Source organism: Nocardia sp. NPDC056541 (assembly GCF_042794235.1).
GTDB lineage: Bacteria > Actinomycetota > Actinomycetes > Mycobacteriales > Mycobacteriaceae > Nocardia.
Genome location: NZ_JBHTUD010000003.1, coordinates 313353 through 335901 on the forward strand (window position 1 = coordinate 313353; position 22549 = coordinate 335901).

21 protein-coding genes and 2 tRNA genes are annotated in these 22549 nt (G+C 66.3%); 14 read left to right on the forward strand and 9 right to left on the reverse strand.

Going from position 1 to position 22549, the window contains the following annotated elements; all coding sequences use genetic code 11:
- Positions 1–37: 37 nt before the first annotated feature.
- From ACFQ9R_RS06940 to rpmH, 5 genes are read right to left on the reverse strand one after another with little or no spacing between them, the layout of a single operon-like run.
- Positions 38–574, reverse strand: a complete 537-nt coding sequence (locus tag ACFQ9R_RS06940; RefSeq protein ID WP_266294803.1) for a R3H domain-containing nucleic acid-binding protein — start codon at positions 572–574, stop codon at positions 38–40.
- A gap of 25 nt (positions 575–599) precedes the next feature.
- Positions 600–1682, reverse strand: coding sequence for a membrane protein insertase YidC (gene yidC, locus ACFQ9R_RS06945; protein WP_378989376.1), 1083 nt, complete (start codon positions 1680–1682; stop codon positions 600–602).
- Positions 1683–1686: 4 nt separating this feature from the next.
- Positions 1687–1986, reverse strand: a complete 300-nt coding sequence (gene yidD / locus ACFQ9R_RS06950) for a membrane protein insertion efficiency factor YidD (protein WP_101465063.1) — start codon at positions 1984–1986, stop codon at positions 1687–1689.
- Complete coding sequence (gene rnpA, locus ACFQ9R_RS06955) at positions 1983–2402, reverse strand: ribonuclease P protein component (protein WP_378634616.1); 420 nt, start codon at positions 2400–2402, stop codon at positions 1983–1985. The genes yidD and rnpA overlap by 4 nt, the downstream gene beginning before the upstream one ends.
- A 22-nt stretch (positions 2403–2424) precedes the next feature.
- On the reverse strand, positions 2425–2568 hold the full coding sequence (rpmH, locus tag ACFQ9R_RS06960; protein WP_082843828.1) for a 50S ribosomal protein L34: 144 nt from the start codon (positions 2566–2568) through the stop codon (positions 2425–2427).
- Positions 2569–3216: 648 nt separating this feature from the next.
- Here rpmH and dnaA point away from each other — a divergent pair.
- The 11 genes from dnaA to ACFQ9R_RS07015 all read left to right on the forward strand — a co-directional run bounded on the left by dnaA (position 3217) and on the right by ACFQ9R_RS07015 (position 16769).
- The gene (dnaA, locus tag ACFQ9R_RS06965; RefSeq protein ID WP_378989377.1) at positions 3217–5502 is read left to right on the forward strand and encodes a chromosomal replication initiator protein DnaA; all 2286 of its coding nucleotides are present in this window, start codon (positions 3217–3219) and stop codon (positions 5500–5502) included.
- Between the two features lie 786 nt (positions 5503–6288).
- Positions 6289–7464 (forward strand): DNA polymerase III subunit beta, encoded by a 1176-nt coding sequence (dnaN, locus tag ACFQ9R_RS06970; protein ID WP_378634611.1) that lies wholly within the window; start codon positions 6289–6291, stop codon positions 7462–7464.
- Between the two features lie 24 nt (positions 7465–7488).
- Positions 7489–8691, forward strand: coding sequence for a DNA replication/repair protein RecF (gene recF / locus ACFQ9R_RS06975; protein ID WP_378989378.1), 1203 nt, complete (start codon positions 7489–7491; stop codon positions 8689–8691).
- 132 nt (positions 8692–8823) lie between these two features.
- The gene (locus ACFQ9R_RS06980; protein WP_245914449.1) at positions 8824–9360 is read left to right on the forward strand and encodes a DUF721 family protein; all 537 of its coding nucleotides are present in this window, start codon (positions 8824–8826) and stop codon (positions 9358–9360) included.
- A 441-nt stretch (positions 9361–9801) separates the two neighbouring features.
- A complete protein-coding gene (gyrB, locus tag ACFQ9R_RS06985; RefSeq protein WP_378989379.1) occupies positions 9802–11835 on the forward strand; it encodes a DNA topoisomerase (ATP-hydrolyzing) subunit B in 2034 nt (677 codons plus the stop codon).
- Positions 11836–11893: 58 nt separating this feature from the next.
- Entirely contained in the window at positions 11894–14401 is a 2508-nt protein-coding gene (gene gyrA / locus ACFQ9R_RS06990; protein WP_378634601.1) for a DNA gyrase subunit A, read from the forward strand.
- A 42-nt stretch (positions 14402–14443) separates the two neighbouring features.
- Positions 14444–15415, forward strand: a complete 972-nt coding sequence (locus tag ACFQ9R_RS06995; protein WP_378989380.1) for a DUF3566 domain-containing protein — start codon at positions 14444–14446, stop codon at positions 15413–15415.
- A gap of 133 nt (positions 15416–15548) precedes the next feature.
- A tRNA-Ile gene (locus ACFQ9R_RS07000) sits at positions 15549–15622 on the forward strand.
- 29 nt (positions 15623–15651) lie between these two features.
- A complete protein-coding gene (locus ACFQ9R_RS07005; RefSeq protein ID WP_214516728.1) occupies positions 15652–15759 on the forward strand; it encodes a DLW-39 family protein in 108 nt (35 codons plus the stop codon).
- A 32-nt stretch (positions 15760–15791) separates the two neighbouring features.
- A tRNA-Ala gene (locus ACFQ9R_RS07010) sits at positions 15792–15864 on the forward strand.
- Between the two features lie 5 nt (positions 15865–15869).
- Complete coding sequence (locus ACFQ9R_RS07015) at positions 15870–16769, forward strand: acyl-CoA dehydrogenase (protein WP_378989381.1); 900 nt, start codon at positions 15870–15872, stop codon at positions 16767–16769.
- Between the two features lie 62 nt (positions 16770–16831).
- On the opposite strand, the gene ACFQ9R_RS07020 is transcribed toward ACFQ9R_RS07015, so the two are convergent.
- A complete protein-coding gene (locus tag ACFQ9R_RS07020; RefSeq protein ID WP_378989382.1) occupies positions 16832–18415 on the reverse strand; it encodes a serine hydrolase domain-containing protein in 1584 nt (527 codons plus the stop codon).
- 607 nt (positions 18416–19022) lie between these two features.
- Here ACFQ9R_RS07020 and ACFQ9R_RS07025 point away from each other — a divergent pair.
- Positions 19023–20024: an ATP-binding cassette domain-containing protein gene (locus ACFQ9R_RS07025; protein ID WP_378989383.1), complete on the forward strand. Its 1002-nt coding sequence runs from the start codon at positions 19023–19025 to the stop codon at positions 20022–20024.
- Positions 20021–20875 carry an ABC transporter permease gene (locus tag ACFQ9R_RS07030; RefSeq protein WP_378989384.1) on the forward strand — a complete coding sequence of 285 codons (855 nt, stop codon included), beginning with the start codon at positions 20021–20023 and terminating at the stop codon, positions 20873–20875. Before ACFQ9R_RS07025 ends, ACFQ9R_RS07030 begins: the two co-directional genes overlap by 4 nt.
- Before the next feature lie 13 nt (positions 20876–20888).
- Here the strand turns inward: ACFQ9R_RS07030 and ACFQ9R_RS07035 are convergent, their stop codons facing one another.
- Positions 20889–21038, reverse strand: coding sequence for a hypothetical protein (locus ACFQ9R_RS07035; protein WP_170112099.1), 150 nt, complete (start codon positions 21036–21038; stop codon positions 20889–20891).
- Positions 21039–21090: 52 nt separating this feature from the next.
- Between ACFQ9R_RS07035 and ACFQ9R_RS07040 the strand changes: the two genes are divergently transcribed.
- Positions 21091–21624, forward strand: coding sequence for a peptidylprolyl isomerase (locus ACFQ9R_RS07040; protein ID WP_378634585.1), 534 nt, complete (start codon positions 21091–21093; stop codon positions 21622–21624).
- 74 nt (positions 21625–21698) lie between these two features.
- On the opposite strand, the gene ACFQ9R_RS07045 is transcribed toward ACFQ9R_RS07040, so the two are convergent.
- Both ACFQ9R_RS07045 and crgA read right to left on the reverse strand, forming a co-directional pair.
- Complete coding sequence (locus tag ACFQ9R_RS07045; protein WP_378989385.1) at positions 21699–22148, reverse strand: PH domain-containing protein; 450 nt, start codon at positions 22146–22148, stop codon at positions 21699–21701.
- Between the two features lie 84 nt (positions 22149–22232).
- A complete protein-coding gene (gene crgA / locus ACFQ9R_RS07050; protein WP_378634580.1) occupies positions 22233–22496 on the reverse strand; it encodes a cell division protein CrgA in 264 nt (87 codons plus the stop codon).
- Positions 22497–22549: the final 53 nt, after the last annotated feature.

Sequence of the window (22549 nt, forward strand, 5' to 3'; positions counted from 1 at the left end):
CCTAATCACATCGTTCGTGGTTACGGCGGAAGTCAGCCTACTCGGGCACTACCACCACATGACGATTCGGCTCGACGCCTTCGCTCTCGCTCGCTACGCCATCGATATCGGCGACAGCATCGTGCACGATCTTGCGCTCGAACGGAGTCATCGCGGACAGCGCTTCGGGTGCGCCCGACTCGAGCACCCGCTTCGCGGCGGCGACGCCGATCTCGCTCAGATCGGTCCGGCGCTGTGCACGCCAGCCGGCCACATCGAGCATCAGACGGCTACGCACGCCGGTCGCCTGCTGCACGGCGAGCCGAGTCAGCTCCTGCAGCGCGTCGAGCACTTCACCGTTTCGCCCGACGAGCTTGGTCAGATCACGGCCGCCGTCGATGCTCACGATGGCGCGGTCGCCCTCGACATCGAGGTCGATATCGCCGTCGAAGTCGAGCACATCGAGTAGCTGCTCGAGGTAGTCGCCCGCGATCTCGCCCTCTTCGATCAACGCTTCTTCGGCGTCGTTCACGACGTCAACAGCAGTCGTCGCCACAGTGGCGTCCCCTCCGTCGGTCTCGGTCTCAACAGTCATTGGATTCCCTCTATCCGATCGCGTCTCAGCGCTTACGCTTCTGGTTCGCACGGCCACGGTTACCCGGCCGCTGCTGCCCGCCGGGCCTGCGCTTGCCACCGCCCTGCTTGGCCGACTGTTTAGGAGTGGTGCCGTTGGTCGCCGCGGTGCCGTTCACCGAAGGCTCGTCATCGACGGCCGGGGCGTCCTGCTTCTTGCGGACGTCGACCGGCTTGGCACCGGGCTTGGGCGCGTTCTGCGACCGCAGCTCCAGCTTCTTCTGCTTACGCTCTTCGTCTTCCTTTTCCATCCGGCCGAACACCAGGTGCTGCTGTCCGTAGGTCCAGATGTTGTTGGCCACCCAGTAGAGCAGGATGCCGATCATCAGGAAGGGGCCACCGACCATCACGCCGAGCGGGAAGACCCACAGCGACAGCTTGTTCATGATGGCGGCCTGCGGGTTGGCGGCGGCTTCGGGAGTCTGCCGCTGCACCGAGGCGCGGGCGTTGAAGTGGGTCGCCAGACCGGCGATGATCATCAGCGGCACGGCGACGAGAGCGATGTTCAGCTTCGTGGGTGTACCGCCCCAGTCCGCGAAGGCTTCCAGCTGCTCGGGCGGCGCGGTGATGAACGCCGCGATCGGCGCACCGAAGATACGGGCACTCAGGAACGACTGGACGTCGGCCGCGCTGAAGATGTAGTTCGCGGTATGCGCGTTGTCATAGTTCGACATCCCGACCTGGCCCCAGCCGGTGCCGGTTCGGTTGAACGAACGAAGCACGTGGAACAGACCGAGGAAGACCGGCACCTGCACCAGGACGGGCAGGCAGCCCATGAGCGGGTTGAAGCCGTGCTCCTTCTGGAGCTTCTGCATCTCCTTCGCCATGGTCTCGCGGTCGTTCTTGTACTTCTTCTGCAGCTCCTTGATCTGGGGCTGCAGCTCTTGCATCTGTTTGGTTGTGCGTACCTGCTTGACGAACGGCTTGTACAGCACCAGGCGCAGCGTGAACACGAGGAACACGATCGCCAGTGCCCAAGTGAGACCGCTGTCAGGCCCGAACACAAAGCCGAAGGCTTTGTGCCAGAACCACAGAATTGCGGATACCGGCCAATAGATGATGTCGAGCACGGCTCTAGGTACTCCCGTCGTTCGTATCGCCGATCAGCGCGGGCGATGACTTTGTGCAGGCATTCGACCCGCGCTCTGGCACGGGATCCCACCCTCCAGGGTGCCAGGGCGCGCATTTCGCGAGCCGCACGACCGTGAGGGCCGATCCGACGACCAGCCCGCGGGTACGCAAGGCAGTCACCGCGTACTCACTGCAGGTGGGGGTGAACCGGCAGATCGGCATTCGGGTGGGGGAGACATAGGTCCGGTAGAGCTCGATCAGGGCGATCAGGGCTTTCGCGGGCAGGCGGGTGAGGGTCCTCATCGCCGTTCACCGGCCGAGGTGCGACCGAGCGCGAGCTCCGGTTCCCCGCGCAAGCCGAGCTTGCGCAGGCCGGTGCGCAGCTGGCGCAGCAACTCGGCGGAATCGGCGGTGGCGGCGCCGGGCAGTGCCCGGATCACGACATCGGTGCCGACCGGCAGTTCATCGACCACCTGGGCGCACATATGACGCAGGCGGCGGGCCACCCGGTGGCGAACCACCGCGTTTCCCACCGCCTTGCTGACAATCAGTCCGAACCGAGGACCACCTACGCGGACCAGAGAATCGCCGTCGGCGACATCGTCGTACGCGTGCGTGAGCGCGTGTACGACGAGATCTCGCCTCCCGATTCGCTGACCGCGGCGCACCGTGCGGGAGAATTCGGCACGGTGGTGCAACCGATACGGCTCAGGCAACACCCGAGCGTCCGACTACGCGCGATCAGGCAGTCAGTTCGGTACGGCCCTTACGGCGACGCGCCGCAACGATGGCGCGGCCCGCACGGGTCCGCATCCGGAGACGGAAGCCGTGGACGCGCGCCCGACGACGGTTGTTCGGCTGGAACGTCCGCTTGCCCTTGGCCACGGTCAACACTCCTGTAGTAGGTGGGCACCATTCGGCGCCCGAAGTCTGTACAAATGATTTGTCTGCGCTGCGGACCGCGGTCTACGCACAGATTGCCTTGGCGATCGATGTGCAGCAGACAGCCGCCAACCGCGCCAAGGGGTGACTGTACGAGGGTACTTATCCCGAAGGAACGGGTCAAACTCGGCCCCCACGTACCTGTCACCGGCACAGGTCAAGGCTACCGGACGCCCGAACGGACCAGAGGTCTGGCCCGACCAGGCACGACACGCCCGGGCCGCAGTGACGCATGCGGCCACTTTTCGTGAGTTCTTCCACACCCCTGGCGTTGTGCGGCGCGGCCAGCTAGCCTCTGTAGCCGGGGGATTGCTGAAGAACCGCAGGTCCAGCCCCATTCACTGCCACACGCTGGCAGAATTCCTTTATCCCCAGGTTTGTCCACATCTGTGGATAATTATGTGGACAGACGGCCGCAGTGGCATATTCGTAAGGCCGTCGGTGCCCGCGCCGCAGTCCGAATTACCGGGCCACAGCGTTCGAACCGGCTTCGGTTGTACGCAGGATCACTGGATTACACCTGTTCACGGGTGCTTTCCGGCGTGCGCGAAGGCCGTGGGCCCCAACAAACCGGTCCGGGGAGGACGCTGTATGGACGACGAGCAGAACGTGCTGGCCACAGTGTGGCCGGAGGTGGTTGCCGAGCTCACCACCGGCTCTGCCGACGGCGCCATCCCCGCGGTGAGTCGTGCACAGCAGGCCTGGTTGAAGCTGGTGAAGCCACTCACCGTCGCGCAGGGTTTCGCGTTGCTGTCGGTCCCGTCCTCGCTGGCACAGGAGGCGATCGAGCGTGATCTGCGCGAGCCGATCCTGCGATCGCTCGGCCGTCGGCTGGGTCCCCAGGTGGAAGGACTCGGGGTGCGCATCGCCGCGCCGAGCCCGGCCGCGGGGGAGCGGGCCGGTAGTTCGCCCCGGCATGCCAGGATGACGAGCAGGCCGGAGCGTCCGCGCGAGCAGGTGCGCCCACCCGCCGGTTATCCCGGTCCCGATTTCAGTGTTCCCGATTACGCCACCCGTGGTGAGTACGGCAGGCCGCGCTACGGCGCGGGCGAGTACCCCGGCCAGGGTGGCGAGTACGGCAACGACTATCAATCGTCCCCCGACTATCCGGCCAACGGCGAGTACCCGAGCAGCTACGGCGGCCGTGAGTACCCCGGGCAGGCCGGCGAGTACGGCGAGCGCAACGACTACGCGGGGCACCGCGAGTACCCGGCCGAATCGGAATACCAGCAGCAACAGCCCGATTACCAGCAGCAGCCGGAGTACCAGCAGAATCCGTCGGAATTCGGCCAGCAGTCCGAATACCAGCAGGCACCGCCGGAGTACGGCCAGCAACCGGAGTACAAGCAGCCGCCCGCGGAATACGGCCAGCAGCCCGAATACCAGCAGGCACCGTCCGATTTCGGCCAGCCTGCCGAGTACCAGGGCGACCGCAACGAGTTCCCCGGCACCGATTTCGAGCCGACTGGGGCGTACCCCGTCCCCGACTATCCCGGCGCCGAGTTCGGTGGGCGCGGTGAGTTCCGTGGCGCGCGTCCGGACCAGCGAGTTCCCGAGACCGCACCGCCCGCCCGCCGCGAGCAAGCCGCGGCACCGCGTCGCGACCACTCCGGCCAGGAGTCGCTGTTCACTCCCGACCCGGCGCCGCAGCGCGCGCCGAACCGCGGCAGGCCGTCCGAAGAGCCCGCCGCCGCTCGTGCCGAGGAACCGAGCGCCGAGGGCCAGGACAAGCCGTTCCCCGGTCAGCCCGGCGCGCAGCCGGCCGACGACGAACCCGTGGTGAGCAACCGCAACAACTGGCCGACCTATTTCAGCAAGTCGCCCGAGGCGCCGCCGCAGTCCTCCTCGTCGGCCAGTCTCAATGCCAAGTACACGTTCGAGACCTTCGTCATCGGCGCGTCCAACCGGTTCGCGCATGCTGCCGCGGTCGCCATCGCGGAGGCGCCTGCGCGCGCCTACAACCCGCTGTTCGTCTGGGGCGCTTCGGGATTGGGCAAAACCCACCTGCTGCACGCGGCGGGTCACTACGCACAGCGGCTGTTCCCCGGCATGCGGGTGAAGTACGTCTCGACCGAGGAATTCACCAACGACTTCATCAACAGCCTGCGCGACGACCGCAAGGTCGCGTTCAAGCGGCGCTACCGCGAGACCGACATCCTGCTGGTCGACGACATCCAGTTCATCGAGGGCAAGGAAGGCATCCAGGAGGAGTTCTTCCACACCTTCAACACCCTGCACAACGCGAACAAGCAGATCGTGGTGTCCTCGGACCGCCCGCCCAAGCAGCTGGCCACCCTGGAGGAACGGCTGCGGACTCGCTTCGAGTGGGGCCTGATCACCGATGTGCAGCCGCCTGAGCTGGAGACTCGCATCGCGATTCTGCGCAAGAAGGCGCGGATGGACCGGCTCGATGTGCCGCACGACGTGCTCGAGCTGATCGCGAGCCGGGTGGAGCGCAATATCCGCGAGCTCGAGGGTGCGCTGATCCGGGTGACGGCGTTCGCCTCGCTCAACGGTCAGCCGCTCGACCTCTCGCTGGCCGAGGTGGTGCTGCGCGACCTGATGCCCGACACGGCGGCACTGGAGATCAACGCGGCGACGATCATGGCTGTCACCGCCGAGTACTTCAACACCACGCTCGAGGAGCTGACCGGCCCTGGTAAGGCGCGTCCGCTGGCGCAGGCCAGGCAGATCGCGATGTACCTGTGCCGCGAGCTCACCGATCTGTCGCTGCCCAAGATCGGGCAGGCGTTCGGTCGAGACCACACCACGGTGATGTACGCGGAGAAAAAAGTCCGCAAGGAGATGACCGAGCGCCGTCGGGTCTACGACCAGGTCCAAGAACTCACAGCCCGAATCAAACAGCGCTCCCGCTGATTTCATCCCCAACCCGGAACACCGCCCTGACCTGGGGCGGTGTTCTTTTTTGCCCTGTGGATTCCTCGAGGAATTCCTGTGGATTCCTCGAGGAATCCACACCTTTGTGCACCGGTCGGTGCACAGGGTGTTGGGCGAGGGTGTGCAGCGTTCATGCACAGGCAGTTGTCCACATCATCCACAAGACGCTCCACTAACACCTGTGCACTAGCGTTGACCTGCGGCGTCACCGAATCCGGCCTGTGGATTCCTCGAGGAGTCCCTGTGGAGTCCTCGAGGAATCCACACCGTTGCCACCAGGCTGCCCCGACGTGTGAACAACTGGGTGAATCCGGTGGAACAACTCGAGGACAACTCGAGGATGGAATGGGGACAACTTCACGCCTCCACAGCCACCGCTGATTCATCCTCGAGTCACCCCAAGGCCATCCCCATGCCATCAAGCGCTCTGACCTGCGGATTCGGGCGAAATCCACAGATTCCACAGTGCCTACTACTACTTCAGTTCTCCTTCTAGAGAGAACTCTTTTAAAACAGGGTGTGTGGAAACTCGGTTGGGGAGGCTCAAGTCGAGCGGTCGTTCACTCACAGACAGGCAAGGAGGAACGGAGTGGTTCGACGAGCGGGAATCGACCGGGAGGGTCGATGCGGAGTTCGCGCACTGCACGGGTACCGTTTGGTTGTCGGTCGGTTGTGCGAGACTCAATGCGCGGCCGACACAGCAGTTCAACTCCGCTGACACACACCCGCACACGGATTCGAAACTCGGAGAGGACAAATCGGGCGATGGAGCTTGCGAGCATGAAGTTTCGGGTCGCCCGAGAGGACTTCGCCGAATCGGTGGCCTGGGTGGCGCGCAGTCTCCCGTCCCGGCCTCCGGTGCCTGTTCTGGGCGGTGTGCTGCTGGTGGCCGACGAGAACGGCCTGACGGTCTCCGGGTTCGACTACGAGGTCTCCGCGCAGATGCGTGTCGCGGCCGAGGTCGCCGGTCCCGGCCAGGTGCTGGTCTCGGGCCGCCTGCTCGCCGACATCACCAAGTCGCTGTCGAACAAGCCGGTCGATGTCTCCGTCGACGGCACCCGTGTGCTCATCGCCTGTGGCAGCGCGAAGTTCTCGCTGCCGACCATGCCGGTCGAGGACTATCCCCAACTGCCCGAGGTGCCGCAGCAGACCGGTGAACTCACCGTCGACGTGTTCGCCGAGGCGGTCGGCCAGGTCGCCGTCGCCGCGGGCCGTGACGACACCCTGCCGATGCTCACCGGCATCCGGGTCGAGATCGAGGGCAACGATGTGGTGCTCGCCGCCACCGACCGTTTCCGACTCGCTGTGCGCCACTTGCAGTGGAACCCGACCCGCTCCGACATCGAGACCGCGGTGCTCATCCCCGCGCGCACGCTGTCCGAGGCCGCCAAGACTCTCGGTGCCGCCGAGGCCCCGGTCCAGCTGTCGCTGGGCAGTGGTGGCGGCGCCGACGGCCTGCTCGGCATCGTCAACGGCGGCCGGCGGACCACCACCCGACTGCTCGACGCGGAATTCCCCAAGTTCCGCCAGTTGCTCCCCAAGGAGCACACCTCCATCGCCACCCTGCCCGTCGCGGTGCTGTCCGAGGCGATCAAGCGTGTCGCCCTGGTGGCCGAGCGCGGTGCCCAGGTGCGGCTCGAGTTCTCCACAGACGGCGTGCTGCTGTCGGCGGGTGGGGACGATGCGGGCCGGGCCGAGGAATGGCTGGAAGCCGATTTCCGCGGCGAACCGCTCACCATCGCGTTCAACCCCGGCTACCTGACCGAGGGCCTGGCCGCGCTGCACACCGACCGGGTCACGTTCGGGTTCACCACGCCCAGCCGTCCGGCGGTGCTGCTGCCCGCCTCCGACGAGGAGCCCAAGGTGCTCGAGTCGGGTGCGTTCGCGGCGCTGGAGAGCCAGTACATCTACCTGTTGATGCCGGTCCGGCTGCCCGGCTGAGCAGGCAGGGGCGGCTAGGCCTACATGTTCATCCGTGAGCTGTCGGTCCGTGATTTCCGTTCGTGGGAACACGCCGATCTCGAGTTGTCCCCAGGGCGCACGGTGCTCCTGGGGGCAAATGGCAACGGCAAGACGAATCTGCTCGAGGCCGTCGGTTATCTGGCGACGCTCGGCTCGCACCGGGTCTCCGCCGACGCGCCGCTGATCCGGATGGGCGCCACCCAGGCCAGGATCGGGGCCACCGTGGTGAACACCGGGCGGGAACTGCGCGTGGATGTGGAACTCAAGGCGGGCAGCGCCAACCGTGCGCAGATCAATCGCTCGCCGGTGCGCCGCTCGCGCGAGATCCTGGGGATTCTGCAGACCGTGTTGTTCGCGCCGGAGGATCTGGCGCTGGTGCGTGGGGATCCGGGGGAGCGGCGCCGGTTCCTCGACGAGTTGTCCACAGCCCGGTTGCCCAGGCTCGCGGGTGTGCGCGCCGATTACGACAAGGTGTTGCGGCAGCGTTCGGCGCTGTTGAAAACCGCTGGGCGCCAATCGCGTTCACGTGCCGATCTGGGCACCCTCGACGTGTGGGACGGGCACCTCGCCGATCATGCGGCGGTGCTGCTCGCCGAACGATTGCGCCTGGTCCACGACCTGTATCCCCATCTGTCCCAGGCATATCGGTCGATCGCACCCGAATCACGTCCTGCCGCAATCACTTACCGCTCCGGGTATCTCCCACCGGAACTCCTCGATCCGGCCAGAGTGCCCGCGGCCGGTGACGCACAGCTGCTGCACGAGATCATGCTGCGCGAGCTGGCCGCTGCGAGGAACCGGGAACTCGATCGCGGGGTCTGTCTGGTCGGCCCGCATCGCGACGATCTCGAGTTACTGCTCGGCAGCGCACCGGCGAAGGGATTCGCCAGTCATGGGGAGTCCTGGTCGTTCGCTCTCGCGCTGCGGTTGGCCTCGTTCGAGCTGTTGCGCGGAGAAGGTTCCGAACCGGTGCTGCTGCTCGACGACGTGTTCGCCGAGCTCGACCGCCGGCGGCGCACCGCGCTCGCGGAGGTGGCCGCGGGTGCCGAGCAGGTGTTGATCACGGCCGCGGTGGCCGAGGACGTGCCGTCGGAACTGGCCGCCGAACCGTTGCGTGTGCACACGACCGGCGAGGCGGACCGGCGTACCTCACAGATCGTCCCCGAAGTCGTCCAACACGCCGAAGATATGCACAGATCGCGATAGTTATCCCCAGCCCCTGTGGAAAACCGGCAACATGCTGGATATATGCCGGATCGGTGCTCGACGAGCCCGTCGGCGCCCCGGCGTAGACTCCATCCACACTCGGCCACCCTCGACACCGGAAGGCGGAAACCCGTGCCGGAAGAACCCGCACCGGAGCTGCGCGGCATCGATCTGGCCCGCCGGGCGCTGGAAGAGGCGCGGGCCGCGGCCAAGGCCAGCGGCAAGTCCGTGGGGCAGGGCAGGGCCTCGCCGGTACGCAAGCTGCGGGCCGGTGGCAGGCGCCGTAGTGGTTGGTCCGGGTCGGGTCCCGATGCCCGTGATCCCCAGCTCCTCGGTGCGCTCAGCGGCACGCTCGCGAAGAATCGTGGCTGGTCAGGCAAGGTAGCCGAGGGCACGGTGTTCGGCAGCTGGCCGCGGGTGGTCGGTGAGGACATCGCCTCCCACGCCACTCCGGTGACCTTGGAGAACGGTGTGCTCAAGATCGCCGCCGAGTCCACCGCGTGGGCCACCCAGCTGCGCATGTTGCAGAGCCAGATCCTGGCCAAGATCAATGCCGCGGTCGGTCATGGCGTGGTGACGTCGCTGCGCATCACCGGCCCCGCCGCGCCGAGCTGGCGCAAGGGCGATCGCCACATCAAGGGCCGTGGCCCGCGCGACACCTACGGGTAGCCGCGCGGTGACCGGAGCGAGATCCGTTGCGCCCGCGCCGCTCTCAGGCCCCAAGTTGTGGACATGTGCATAGAGCCTGTGGATAACTTCGGAGGCGACATCTGATCCCGCGCAGACACGGGTAACTCCCCGGGAACCCCACACATCTCACGCGTCCCGGCAGCCGGTCCGAGGACATACTCTATTCGCGCCTACGACCGGCAAAATACCCGAGGAGGCGGAACCGCCTCGCGGTCGGACGATTTCTTGCATTCACGGCGAAGCCAGGGGTGTCGTAGGTGCACTGTAAGTTGGGCTTACCAGTAGGATGGTGACGTAACCAGCGGCGAACCCTCGGCGCGTGCTGTGCAGTCCGTGATATTCGATGGCTCTTTCCGAGCCGTGCGCGTGCTGCCCGGATCGCTGTGCCAGGGATCAGCAAGTAAGGAGAGCTACCGAGAAGTGGCTGCCAACGACTCCAACGCATCGGGCAACAATTCAGGCTACGGTGCCTCTTCCATCACGGTCCTCGAAGGCCTCGAGGCGGTGCGCAAGCGCCCTGGCATGTACATCGGTTCCACCGGTGAACGCGGTCTGCACCACCTCATCTGGGAGGTTGTGGACAACTCGGTCGATGAGGCGATGGCCGGCTACGCCACCAAGGTCGAGGTGACCTTGCTCGCCGACGGCGGCGTCGAGGTGATCGACGACGGCCGTGGTATCCCGGTCGGGATGCACGCACAGGGCGTGCCCACGATCGAGGTCGTCATGACCCAGCTGCACGCCGGTGGCAAGTTCGACTCCGACTCCTACGCGGTGTCGGGTGGTCTGCACGGTGTCGGTATCTCGGTGGTGAACGCGCTCTCGACCAAGGTCGAGGTCGAGATCGACGTCGACGGCTACCACTGGACCCAGACCTACAAGGACGCCAAGCCCGGCAAGCTGGCGCAGGGCGAGCCGACCAAGGTCACCGGCACCACGGTGCGATTCTGGGCCGATCCCGACATCTTCGAGACCACGACCTACAACTTCGAGACCGTGGCGCGGCGCCTGCAGGAGATGGCCTTCCTGAACAAGGGCCTCACCATCAAGCTCACCGACGAGCGGGTCGCCGTCGGCGACGTGACCGACGAAGTGGTCAGTGAGACCGCCGAGGCGCCCAAGCACGCCGAGGAGGTCGCCGCCGAAGCGGTCGAGCACAAGGTGAAGACCCGCACCTACCACTATCCTGGCGGCCTGGTGGACTTCGTCCGCCACATCAACCGCACCAAGTCGGCCATCCACAACTCGGTCGTCGGCTACACGGTCAAGGGCACCGGCCACGAGCTCGAGGTCGCGATGCAGTGGAACTCGGGCTACTCCGAGTCGGTCCACACCTTCGCCAACACGATCAACACCCATGAGGGCGGCACCCACGAAGAGGGCTTCCGCGCGGCGCTCACCACGGTGGTCAACAAGTACGCCAAGGAGAAGAAGCTCCTCAAGGAGAAGGACGGCAACCTCACCGGTGACGACATCCGCGAGGGCCTGGCCGCCATCGTGAGCGTCAAGGTCGGCGAGCCGCAGTTCGAGGGCCAGACCAAGACCAAGCTCGGCAACACCGAGGTCAAGTCGTTCGTGCAGCGTGCCTGCAACGAGCACCTGCAGCACTGGTTCGAGGCCAATCCGGCCGACGCGAAGACCATCGTGCAGAAGGCGGTGTCCTCGGCGCAGGCCCGCATGGCCGCCCGCAAGGCGCGCGAGCTGGTGCGTCGCAAGTCGGCGACCGACCTGGGCGGACTGCCGGGCAAGCTGGCCGACTGCCGGTCCAAGGACCCGGGCAAGTGCGAGATCTACATCGTCGAGGGTGACTCCGCCGGTGGCTCGGCGAAGTCGGGCCGCGACTCGATGTACCAGGCGATCCTGCCGCTGCGCGGCAAGATCATCAACGTAGAGAAGGCCCGCATCGACCGCGTCCTCAAGAACAACGAGGTCCAGTCGATCATCACCGCGTTCGGCACCGGTATCCACGACGAGTTCGATATCGCCAAGCTGCGCTACAACAAGATCATCCTGATGGCCGACGCCGACGTGGACGGCCAGCACATCGCGACGCTGCTGCTCACGCTGCTGTTCCGCTTCATGCGTCCGCTGGTCGAGCACGGTCACGTGTTCCTCGCACAGCCGCCGCTGTACAAGCTCAAGTGGATGCGGTCCGATCCCGAGTTCGCCTACTCCGACCGTGAGCGCGACGCGCTGGTCGAGGCCGGGCTCGCCGCGGGCAAGAAGATCAACAAGGACGACGGGATCCAGCGCTACAAGGGTCTGGGCGAGATGAACGCCAAGGAGCTGTGGGAGACCACGATGGATCCCTCGGTGCGGGTGCTTCGTCAGGTGACGCTGGACGACGCGGCCGCGGCCGACGAGCTGTTCTCCGTGCTGATGGGCGAGGACGTGGAGGCGCGTCGCAGCTTCATCACCCGCAATGCCAAGGACGTCCGTTTCCTCGATGTGTAAGCGGCGCTGCGCCTGATAGGCGCGCCCGCTCGCATGTCGGCCCCTCGAAGGAGATTTGATGACTGAGACCACGCTGCCCCCGTCCGGCGGTGCGGGCGACCGGACCGAACCGGTCGATATCCAGACCGAGATGCAGAACAGCTACATCGACTACGCGATGAGCGTGATCGTCGGCCGTGCGCTGCCCGACGTGCGCGACGGCCTCAAGCCGGTGCACCGTCGCGTGCTCTACGCGATGTACGACAACGGCTACCGCCCGGACCGCGGCTACGTGAAGTCCGCGCGCCCGGTCGCCGAGACCATGGGTAACTACCACCCGCACGGCGACTCGTCGATCTACGACACCCTCGTGCGCATGGCTCAGCCGTGGTCGCTGCGCTATCCGCTGGTCGACGGCCAGGGCAACTTCGGTTCCCGCGGCAACGACGGCGCGGCCGCCATGCGCTACACCGAGTGCCGCCTGACGCCGCTCGCGATGGAGATGCTGCGCGATATCGACTCCGAGACGGTCGATTTCGTCCCGAACTACGACGGTCGCTCGCAGGAGCCGACCGTGCTGCCCGCCCGCGTGCCCGCCCTGTTGATGAACGGCTCCAACGGCATCGCGGTCGGCATGGCCACCAACATCCCGCCGCACAACCTCAACGAGCTGGCCGACGCCATCTACTGGGCGCTGGAGAACTACGAGGCCGACGAGGAATCCACCCTCGCCGCCTGCATGGAACGGGTCAAGGGCCCCGACTTCCCGACGCACGGCCTGATCGTCGGCAGCCAGGGCATCCACGACGCGTACACCACCGGCCGCGGTTCCATCCGCATGCGCGGTGTGGTGGAGATCGAGGAAGACGCGCGTGGCCGCACCACGATCGTCATCACCGAACTGCCGTACCAGGTCAACACCGACAACTTCGTCAACTCCATCGCCGAGCAGGTGAAGGACGCGAAGATCGCGGGTATCTCCGATATCCACGACGAGTCCTCGGACCGCGTCGGCATGCGCATCGTGGTCACGGTCAAGCGTGACGCGGTGGCCAAGGTGGTGCTGAACAACCTCTACAAGCACACCCAGCTGCAGACCAGCTTCGGCGCGAACATGCTCTCGATCGTCGACGGTGTCCCGCGCACGCTGCGGCTGGATCAGATGATTCGCTACTACGTGAATCACCAGCTCGAGGTCATCGTGCGGCGCACCCGCTACCTGCTGCGCAAGGCCGAGGAGCGGGCCCACATCCTGCGCGGCCTGGTCAAGGCACTGGACATGCTCGACCAGGTCATCGCGTTGATCCGCGGCGCGGCCAACACCGATACCGCGCGCACCGGCCTGATGCAGTTGCTCGACATCGACGAGATCCAGTCGACCGCCATCCTCGACATGCAGCTGCGTCGCCTGTCGGCCCTGGAACGTCAGCGCATCATCGACGATCTGGCCAAGATCGAGATCGAGATCGCCGACTACAAGGACATTCTCGACAAGCCCGAGCGTCAGCGCGCGATTGTGCGCGACGAGCTGGCCGAGATCGTCGAGAAGTACGGCGACGACCGCCGGACCAGGATCATCGCCGCCGACGGTGACGTCGCCGACGAGGATCTGATCGCCCGCGAAGACGTGGTGGTCACGATCACCGAGACCGGCTACGCCAAGCGCACCAAGACCGACCTCTACCGCTCGCAGAAGCGCGGCGGCAAGGGCGTGATGGGCGCGGGTCTCAAGCAGGACGACATCGTCAAGCACTTCTTCGTGTCGTCCACGCACGACTGGCTGCTGTTCTTCACCAACAAGGGCCGCGTCTACCGGGCCAAGGCGTACGAGCTGCCCGAGGCCAACCGGACCGCGCGTGGTCAGCACGTGGCCAACCTGCTCGCCTTCCAGCCGGACGAGAAGATCGCCCAGATCATCCAGCTCAAGACCTACGAGGACGCGCCGTACCTCGTGCTCGCGACACGCGCGGGTTTGGTGAAGAAGTCGAAACTCACCGATTTCGACTCCAACCGCTCCGGCGGCATCGTCGCGGTGAACCTGCGCGATGACGACGAATTGGTCGGTGCGGTGCTGTGCTCGTCCGACGATGACCTGCTCCTGGTCTCGGCGCACGGTCAGTCGATCCGCTTCGCGGCGACCGATGAGGCGCTGCGTCCGATGGGCCGCGCCACCTCCGGCGTGCAGGGTATGCGCTTCAACACCGACGACGAGCTGCTCTCGCTCAATGTGGTGCGTCTGGAGACATATCTGCTGGTCGCGACGGCCGGCGGGTACGCGAAGCGGACCGCGATCGAGGAGTACACCGCGCAGGGACGTGGCGGAAAAGGCGTATTGACAATCCAATACGATCCGAAGCGTGGCAGCCTGGTGGGTGCGCTCATCGTCGACGACGAGGACGAGTTGTACGCGATCACTTCCAGTGGTGGCGTCATCCGCACCGCAGCCAAGCAGGTTCGTAAGGCCGGACGCCAGACCAAGGGCGTGCGATTGATGAACCTCGCGGATGGCGATACCTTGCTAGCGATCGCGCGCAACGCCGACGAGCCCGATCCCGATCAGCTCCTCGGCGACGTGGCTTCGGAGTAACACACCAAATAGCGGCGGCAACGAACGGATCTGAGGATTCCATTGACCACACCGAATCAGTCGAACGACGATCGGAACCAGACCAACGGCGTCACCGAGCGGATCGCCACGTCTCCGATCCCGCCGCGGCCGATCCCACGCCAGGGCGGTCCGGCCGAGGGCGCGGCGCCGGAATCCGGTGCGGCCGGGACCGATTCGTTCGACGGCAAGGGCAGCAAATCCTCGCCCTACCAGGACGGGTGGGCTCAGCTTCCGCAGCGTGAACCGCAGTCGAACCTGTACCGGCCCGGCGAATCGCCGAGTCAGGGGCGGCCTTCGTCCGGGGCACCGGGCGGCGGCGGTCTCAAGGGCAGTGGGGCGTCCAACGCCCGCACCACCGCCGACCTGGCGGCCAAGGCGGCTCGCAAGGAAGCGGCGATGGTGAAGTCCGTCGGGATCGACGGGCCGACCCGCAGCATCGCGCGTCCGGAGCTGGTCAAGGACATGCCAGACCTGTCCGACGTGCGCCACCCGGCACCCGAGGCGCCGGTGGCGCCGCCCGGGCTGCCGATGGCGCCGCAGCCCCAGCACAACATGGGGCCGAGCGCGCGGGCAGCCGCGGCGGGCAGCGTCTCGCCCGCGGTGCCGGTGGCCATCGCGGCTGCCGCGTCGGGTGAGCCACTACGCGCGACCGTGCAGATCCGCCGGATCGACCCGTGGTCGACCCTGAAGATCACCCTGGTGATCAGTGTCGCGCTGTTCTTCGTGTGGATGCTGGCCGTCGGTCTGCTCTACATCGTGCTGGCGGGCATGGGCGTGTGGGACAACCTGGACAACTCGCTGGGCGAGATGCTGAACCAGGAGGGCAGCTCGTCGAGCCTGATCGACGCAGGCACGGTGTTCGGCTACGCGGGTGTGATCGGCCTGATCAACGTGGTGCTGTTCACCGCGCTGGCCACGGTCGGCGTGTTCATCTACAACCAGTGCTGCGATCTGGTCGGCGGCATCCAGATAACCCTGGCCGATCCCGACTAGGAGCAGGTTTCCGGTACGGCCGGTCGGTCCCAGGAAACTGGGTCTGACCGGCCGTTTTGGTTATCGGCAGGCAGGTAAGGTAACCTCGTTTCTCGTTGCGGTTCACTGCTCCGGCGGGGATCGAAACGAGTTCGGGCCTATAGCTCAGGCGGTTAGAGCGCTTCGCTGATAACGAAGAGGTCGGAGGTTCAAGTCCTCCTAGGCCCACTCCCGAACAGCACAGTAGGGTGGGAATCATGAAGATTGTCCTCATGGTCGGTGTTGTGATCGCCGTTCTCATCGGTGTCAACAAATTCCGCAAGCGCGACGACGCAGACCTCTGGCGCGAGGTCACCACCCGCTGATTTCGGGTTGCCAACCGGTCGATGACCGGTAAGGGGCCTTAGCTCAATTGGCAGAGCACTGCCTTTGCAAGGCAGGGGTTAGGGGTTCGATTCCCCTAGGCTCCACATCTGTGTATTCCTCGGTATTCGATTTTCTTCTCACCACCACTCCCGCCGACGCCGTTTCGGCTGATTTCGCGGCGGACTGGGCGCGACACCGCACCAGGACAGCCGGGTTCGCGAGTTCGCTCGATCGGGCCGCGATCGCCGGATTCGACGGTGCGGGAACAGGTCCCGCCTTCCTCGGTGGCTATCAGGAAGCCCTGCACGCGCTGGTTCCCTCGCTCGATCCCGCCGAGCTCTCCTCGATGTGCGCGACCGAGGGCGCCGGTGCGCGACCGTCGACGATGACGACAACAGTGCGCGAGGACGGCACCGTCAGCGGCACCAAATCCTTCGCCACGCTGGGCGCGTTCGCCGATCGGTTCCTGGTGATCGCCCGCTCCGGCACCCAGCCCGACGGCAGGTCGCTGCTGCGCGCCGTGCTCGTCGGCGCCGGTGCGTCCGCCGCGGTGACGCCGCTGCCCACGCTGCCGTTCGCGCCGGAGATCCCACACGCGGAAGTCGTCTTCGATGCCGCGCCGGGCGAGCTGCTGCCCGGTGACGGCTACGCCGACTACCTGAAGCCGTTCCGGACGGTCGAGGACCTGCATGTGGTGGCCGCTGTGCTCGGTCAGCTCGTTCGGGTCGCCCGGCTAGCGCAGTGGCCCGCGGAGCCCGTAGAACAGCTGCTGGCGCTGTTTGCGGCGGTGCGTGGGGTCGGTGCCGAGGATCCGAGCTCCCCGGGTGTGCACATCGCGCTCGGCGGCATCTTCGATCGGCTGACCGGTCTGCGTACCGAACTGGAGCCGCTGTGGGCGCCGGTGGATCCGGAGGTCAGGAAGCGCTGGGAGCGTGATGCGCCGCTGCTCGGGGTCGCGGGCAAGGTGCGGGCGGCGCGCCTGGCGACCGCGTGGCGCACGCTCGCCTGATCGACCGGTTCCGGTGCTGTGTCACTCGCTCTGGTGCTGCGTCACTTCGTTCTGGTGCTGCGTCATTTTGTTCTGGTGAACGTGCCGAGACCGCTCTCGTCGAAGTAGTCGATGGTCAGTGTGCCGTCGGCGAACCGTGCCGAGGTGACGCTGCCGGGCGGGGCGTTCTCGCCGCTCAGGTCGAAGGCGAAGGTGTCGCCGTCCCAGTGCCGGAGTTGATAGGTCCGCTGCTCGGGGCCGATGGTCAGGCGCAAGCCGGTATCGGTCGCGACGATCGTGGCGGGTCCCCAATAGGCGCTGTCGTAGCTGCCCTCGTAGGTCGGTAGCGGCTGTGCGGGGGCTGGATTCGCCGGGGCGGGCCGACCGGACAGGGCACCTTCCGGATCGTCGATGGCGGCGAAAGCGTCGCGGTACAGGCCGCGCCAGTCCTCGCGCACCTCGCCGAACTGCACCAGATCGGCGAACTCGGCGGTCAACGTCTCCGGGATGCCGAGCGGCGCGGCGTTCGTCAGCGCGACGATGGCCACGTCGGCGGACGGGATCACCAGGAAGTTGGTCGCCGCGCCGAGGCCGAAGGCGCCGGAATGGCTGGTGACGGTGCGCCCGGCCGCGGAGACCGACACATTGAAGCCGTACCCGTAGCTGCCCGCCCGCGCGGTGGGGGAGGCGGGCGGCGCCGAGACGATCTGGGGTGTGACGGCGGGCAGCAGCGCTTCGGGCGGGGCGATGGTTGTCGCGCCCGCCGTGCCGTTACCGAGCAGCATCGTGAGCCAGCGGGCCATATCGTTCACCGAGGAGCTCGCCCCGCCGGCGGGGGACTGGGGGTCGGGGTCGCGCACGTAGCGGGCCACCCAATCGCCGTCGATGTTCACGTGTCCCACCGCGTGATTCGGCCGGGCGAGGAAGTCGTCGAAGCGAGAGCTGGTGTCGCGCATGCCGAGTGGGGTGTAGAGGGCATCCGACGAGAGTTGGGCCCAATCCTTCCCGGCCGCCGCGGCCACGGCTTCGGCGCCGGCGGTGAGTCCGAAGTTGGTGTAGTGATAGGTGATCCGGAAGGGGTCGAGGGGCTCGAGGCGCAGCTTGTCGAAGATCGCGGCCTGGTCGTAGCCGAGGTCTTCGAGCCGGTCGCCCGCGTGATCGGGCAGGCCGCTGCGATGCGCGAACAGGTCGCCGACGGTGAGCTGGGCGGTGGTGGCGGGATCGGCCAGCGCGAACGACGGGAGGTGGGCGACCACCGGGGTCGTCCACTCGATCGTGTCCGCGCCGACCTGATTGGCCACGACGGTCGCGGCGAGCGACTTCGACACCGAGGCGAGTTGGAAGACGGTGTCGGCGTCGACCTTGTCGGGTGTGCCTGCCGCGCGAACACCGAAACCCTTGGCGTACAAGGTCTTTCCACCATGGACCACGGCGACGGCCATGCCGGGAATGCGGCTGGAGTCCATCAGCGAGCCCACCAGTTCGTCGAGCTGCCCGACGGCTTTGCCGACCGCGTCGGCGGGCAGGGCGACGCCTGCGACTTGATTCGGGGGGAGCTCGGCGGTGGTCGTCGTAGTGGTGTGCGTGTCGTCGGTGGATCCGCTACAACCAACGAGGATCGTCATCGAGAGGACGACCCCGGCGATCGCACCGCGACCAGGCACCATGGGCCGACGATAACCCTGGTTGCCGGGTGATCGCCGGAACGTGGCCGGACTGTGACGCCCGGCGTTGCGGTGCGCTTCGGCTGATCTGCCGAGCTGCGACCTTGCCGGAAAATGGGGAGCGGGCCTCGGCGAAGGGGGGGAGTTAGCCGAGGCCCGCGTAGGGTCGGCCCGGGGGGGAGGGGCCGACCTGAACGATCCTACGCGATACGCGCGGAATTCGTGTACGCGCACCGGGCGAGTTCACGAGATTTTTCGGGTGCCGGTGCGGGTGTCGGCGGTGGTCCGGGGTGCGGCGATCGGCCGGTGCGCGCTCCCGGTACCTGTCAGGTGTCTTACGAACATCGGAATCGGCTGGTACGCAACGTTTTACGGGGAATCAACGGTGAACATGTTCTCGTCTCGCGTGTGGCGACCGTCCAGCGAACAGGCGCTCTTGTTCGTGTCGGGAGACAGAAAATCAGTCCGATTCGCCGCGTGTCGCGACGCGTCGGCATGTCGAACAATTGTGTACATCTGACTTGCGGTCGCGCGGAAATTTGGGATGCGACTTGTCGGTGGGTGGGGCAATACTGGGCACAGCATCGCCAACCACGACTTCAGGAGAATCATGCCCGACGCAATCGTCGCCGAGGGTCTGGTCAAACGGTATGGGCAGCTCGTCGCCCTCGACGGACTCGACCTGTCCGTTCCGGAAGGTACCGTCACCGCGCTTCTCGGCCCCAACGGCGCGGGAAAGACCACGACTGTTCGCGTTCTCACCACGCTGCTGATACCCGACGAGGGCACCGCCACCGTCGCCGGTATCGATGTGCTCGGCAATCCACAGGCCCTGCGCTCGCGCATCGGCGCCTCCGGCCAGTATTCCGCCGTCGACGAATACCTCACCGGTTTCGAGAACCTCGAAATGGTCGGCAGGCTCTACCACCTCGGCACCCAGCGAAGTAAGGAGCGGGCCCGCGAACTGCTCGACCGCTTCCGCCTCAGCGACGCCGCCGACCGGCCGGTGAAGGGTTACTCGGGCGGTATGCGCAGGCGCCTCGACCTGGCAGGCGCCCTCGTGGCCAACCCGCCGGTGCTGTTCCTCGACGAACCGACCACGGGTCTGGACCCGCGTGCCCGGCTCGACCTGTGGGACGTCATCGAGGAGCTGGTCGCCGGCGGCACCACCCTGCTGCTCACCACCCAGTACATGGACGAGGCCGACCGCCTCGCCGATTCGATCGCGGTAATCGACCACGGCAAGGTGATCGCCCGCGGCACCGCCGACGAACTCAAGGCCCTCGTCGGCGGCGACCGGATCGAACTCACCGTCGGCGCCGCCGACCAGCTCGCCGTCGCCCAGCAGGTGCTCAGCGGGCTCGCCGACGGCGAGATCCATCTCGAACCCGGCCTGCGCAAGCTCATCGTGCCGGTCGCCGACGGGTCACAGGACCTGGTCACCGCCATCGGCAGGCTCACCGAGCACAAGGTGGACATCAACGATGTCGCCCTGCGCAGACCCTCGCTCGACGACGTCTTCCTGACGCTCACCGGGCACGAGGCCGAAGAACTCGTCAACGGCGATCGCGAGTCGGAGACCGTGGGCGCCGCGGAAGGAAAGAACCGATGACCGTCGCACTCGACAAGGCCGAGCTGCACCCTCCCAGCCTCGGCGAACGACTGTCGATGGTGGTGAGCGACAGCATCACCATCGCCAAACGCAACGTCATCAAGATCAAGCGCGTACCCGACGTGCTGATCTTCACGACGCTGTCGCCCATCATGTTCGTGCTGCTGTTCGCCTACGTCTTCGGCTCGGCGATCTCGATCCCCGGGCTCGAAGGTGGCTATCGGGAGTTCTTGATCGCCGGCATCTTCGCCCAGACCGTGGTGTTCGGCGCCACCTTCACCGGTGCGGGCCTGGCCGAAGACATGCAGAAGGGCATCATCGACCGGTTCCGGTCGCTGCCGATGGCGCCGTCGGCCGTGCTGGTCGGGCGCACGATCAGCGATGTGGTGATCAACGTGGTCAGCCTGGTAGTGATGTCGCTGACCGGTCTGGTCGTGGGCTGGCGGATCCGCGGATCGTTCCTCGACGCGGTGCTCGCGTACGCGCTGATGCTGCTGTTCGCCTACGCGCTGTCGTGGATGATGGCCGTGGTCGGCCTGATCGTGCGCGCGCCGGAGGTGTTCAACAACGCCAGCTTCATGGTGATCTTCCCGCTGACGTTCCTGTCCAACGCGTTCGTTCCGCTCGACAACATGCCTGCTCCGCTGCGGGTCTTCGCCGAATGGAACCCGGTCTCGGCGCTCACCCAGGCGGTGCGTGACCTGTTCGGCAACGTCAACCCGATGGCGCCGCCCTCGGACGCGTGGCCGATGCAGCATCCAGTGACCACCACGCTGATGTGGATCGTGGTGATCCTGATCGTCTTCGTGCCGCTGGCTCAGATCCAGTACAAGAAGTCGGTCAGTCGCTGAACAACAGCCGGAACTAGTGCGCCGAGCCGTTGCGGGAATACCCCAGACGCGGCGGCTCGGCGGCGGGTTCCGGCAGTTGTGGACGCTTGGCGCGGGCCAGGTAGGCCAGGGCGCCCGCCCCGGCGAGCGCGATCGACGCGAGCAGCGGATTACGAAGCTTCATTCGACCACTGTGGCACAAACAGATTCGACGTGTCGCGTGGCACCATAACTGCGTGACCTCACCCAACCAGACGGCCGTGGCAACTCTGCACACCAACCACGGCGATATCAGGATCGCGCTTTTCGGTAACCACGCCCCGAAGACGGTGCGCAACTTCGTCGGTCTCGCCGACGGCACCGCGCCGTACTCCACCGTCAATGCCGGTGGGACGGAAAGTGGCCCGTTCTACGACGGCGCCGTCTTTCACCGGATCATTCCGGGGTTCATGATCCAGGGCGGCGATCCGACAGGCACCGGCCGTGGTGGGCCGGGCTTCGAGTTCGCCGACGAGTTCCACCCGGATCTGCGCTTCGACCGGGGCTATCTGCTCGCGATGGCGAATGCGGGCGCCGGCACCGAGACCAACGGTTCGCAGTTCTTCATCACCGTCGGCGCGCAGCCGCACCTCAACCGCAAGCATTCGATCTTCGGGGAGGTGGTCGACCCCGATTCGCGCAAGGTCGTCGACGCCATCGCCTCGGTGAAGACCGATCGCAATGATCGACCCGACGAGCCGGTCATCATCTCGGCCGTCACGATCGACTGATCAAGGCCATACACAGAACTCCCCGCCGCGGACCGTCGCGGCGGGGAGTTCTCTTTGCTTCACGTGAAACAACGTCAGTCCGAAGTCACCGAGGCGAAGCCGTTGACGACCAGAGCGTCGTACACATCGTGGGGATTGGTACCGAGGTCCCAGCGGCCGAAGATCAGCAATCGCTCGGTGTCCTCGTGGCGCACGTCGACCTCGAGCATCGCGGATTTGCGGCCGATGCGGCGGTAGGAGACCATCCGGATCCGGTCGATCCGGTCGAGTGGGTAGTCCTTCGGGCCGGTGAGCGTGCCGACCACCAGGCGCGGCGCGGGGCCGGGAACCATGGTGAGCCGAGGGCGCTGCCGGATGCCGAGTGCGGACATCGCCAGCACGGCGACGGCGGCGATGCCGATGAGCAGCCTGCTCGGGCCGTCCTGGGCGAGGACTGCCAGCACGGCCAGCAGGATTCCGCCACCGCTGATGGCGAGCAGACCTGCGACAGGGGTGGACCACGAGACGGGTTGTGCATCGTTCACGCGGTTGTTCGCCCCTCTATCCTCGAGTTGTGCACAGGGTTATCCACAGGTGTGCATGAATAACACCGGTGTAATCCGCTGCGATCAGCGCCATCGCATGGTCATGACCAGGCCGATGACCATCAGGCCGAACCCGATCAGGAAGTTCCAGGCGCCCAGATCGAGCATGAAGCCGATGTGGTCCTGCGCCAGGTAGTAGACGATCAGCCACACCAAGCCGGCGAGCATGAAGCCCAGCATGATCGCGACGTACCAGACCGGCGACGGCCCCGCTTTCACCTTCACCGGCGTGCGGCTGGCGGGGCTCGGGGTGTAGTCGGCCTTCTTGCGGACCTTGGACTTGGGCATGACGTCCTCGAATTCGGAGTACAGGTAACTCCTAGGCTATCGCAACTCCCGTA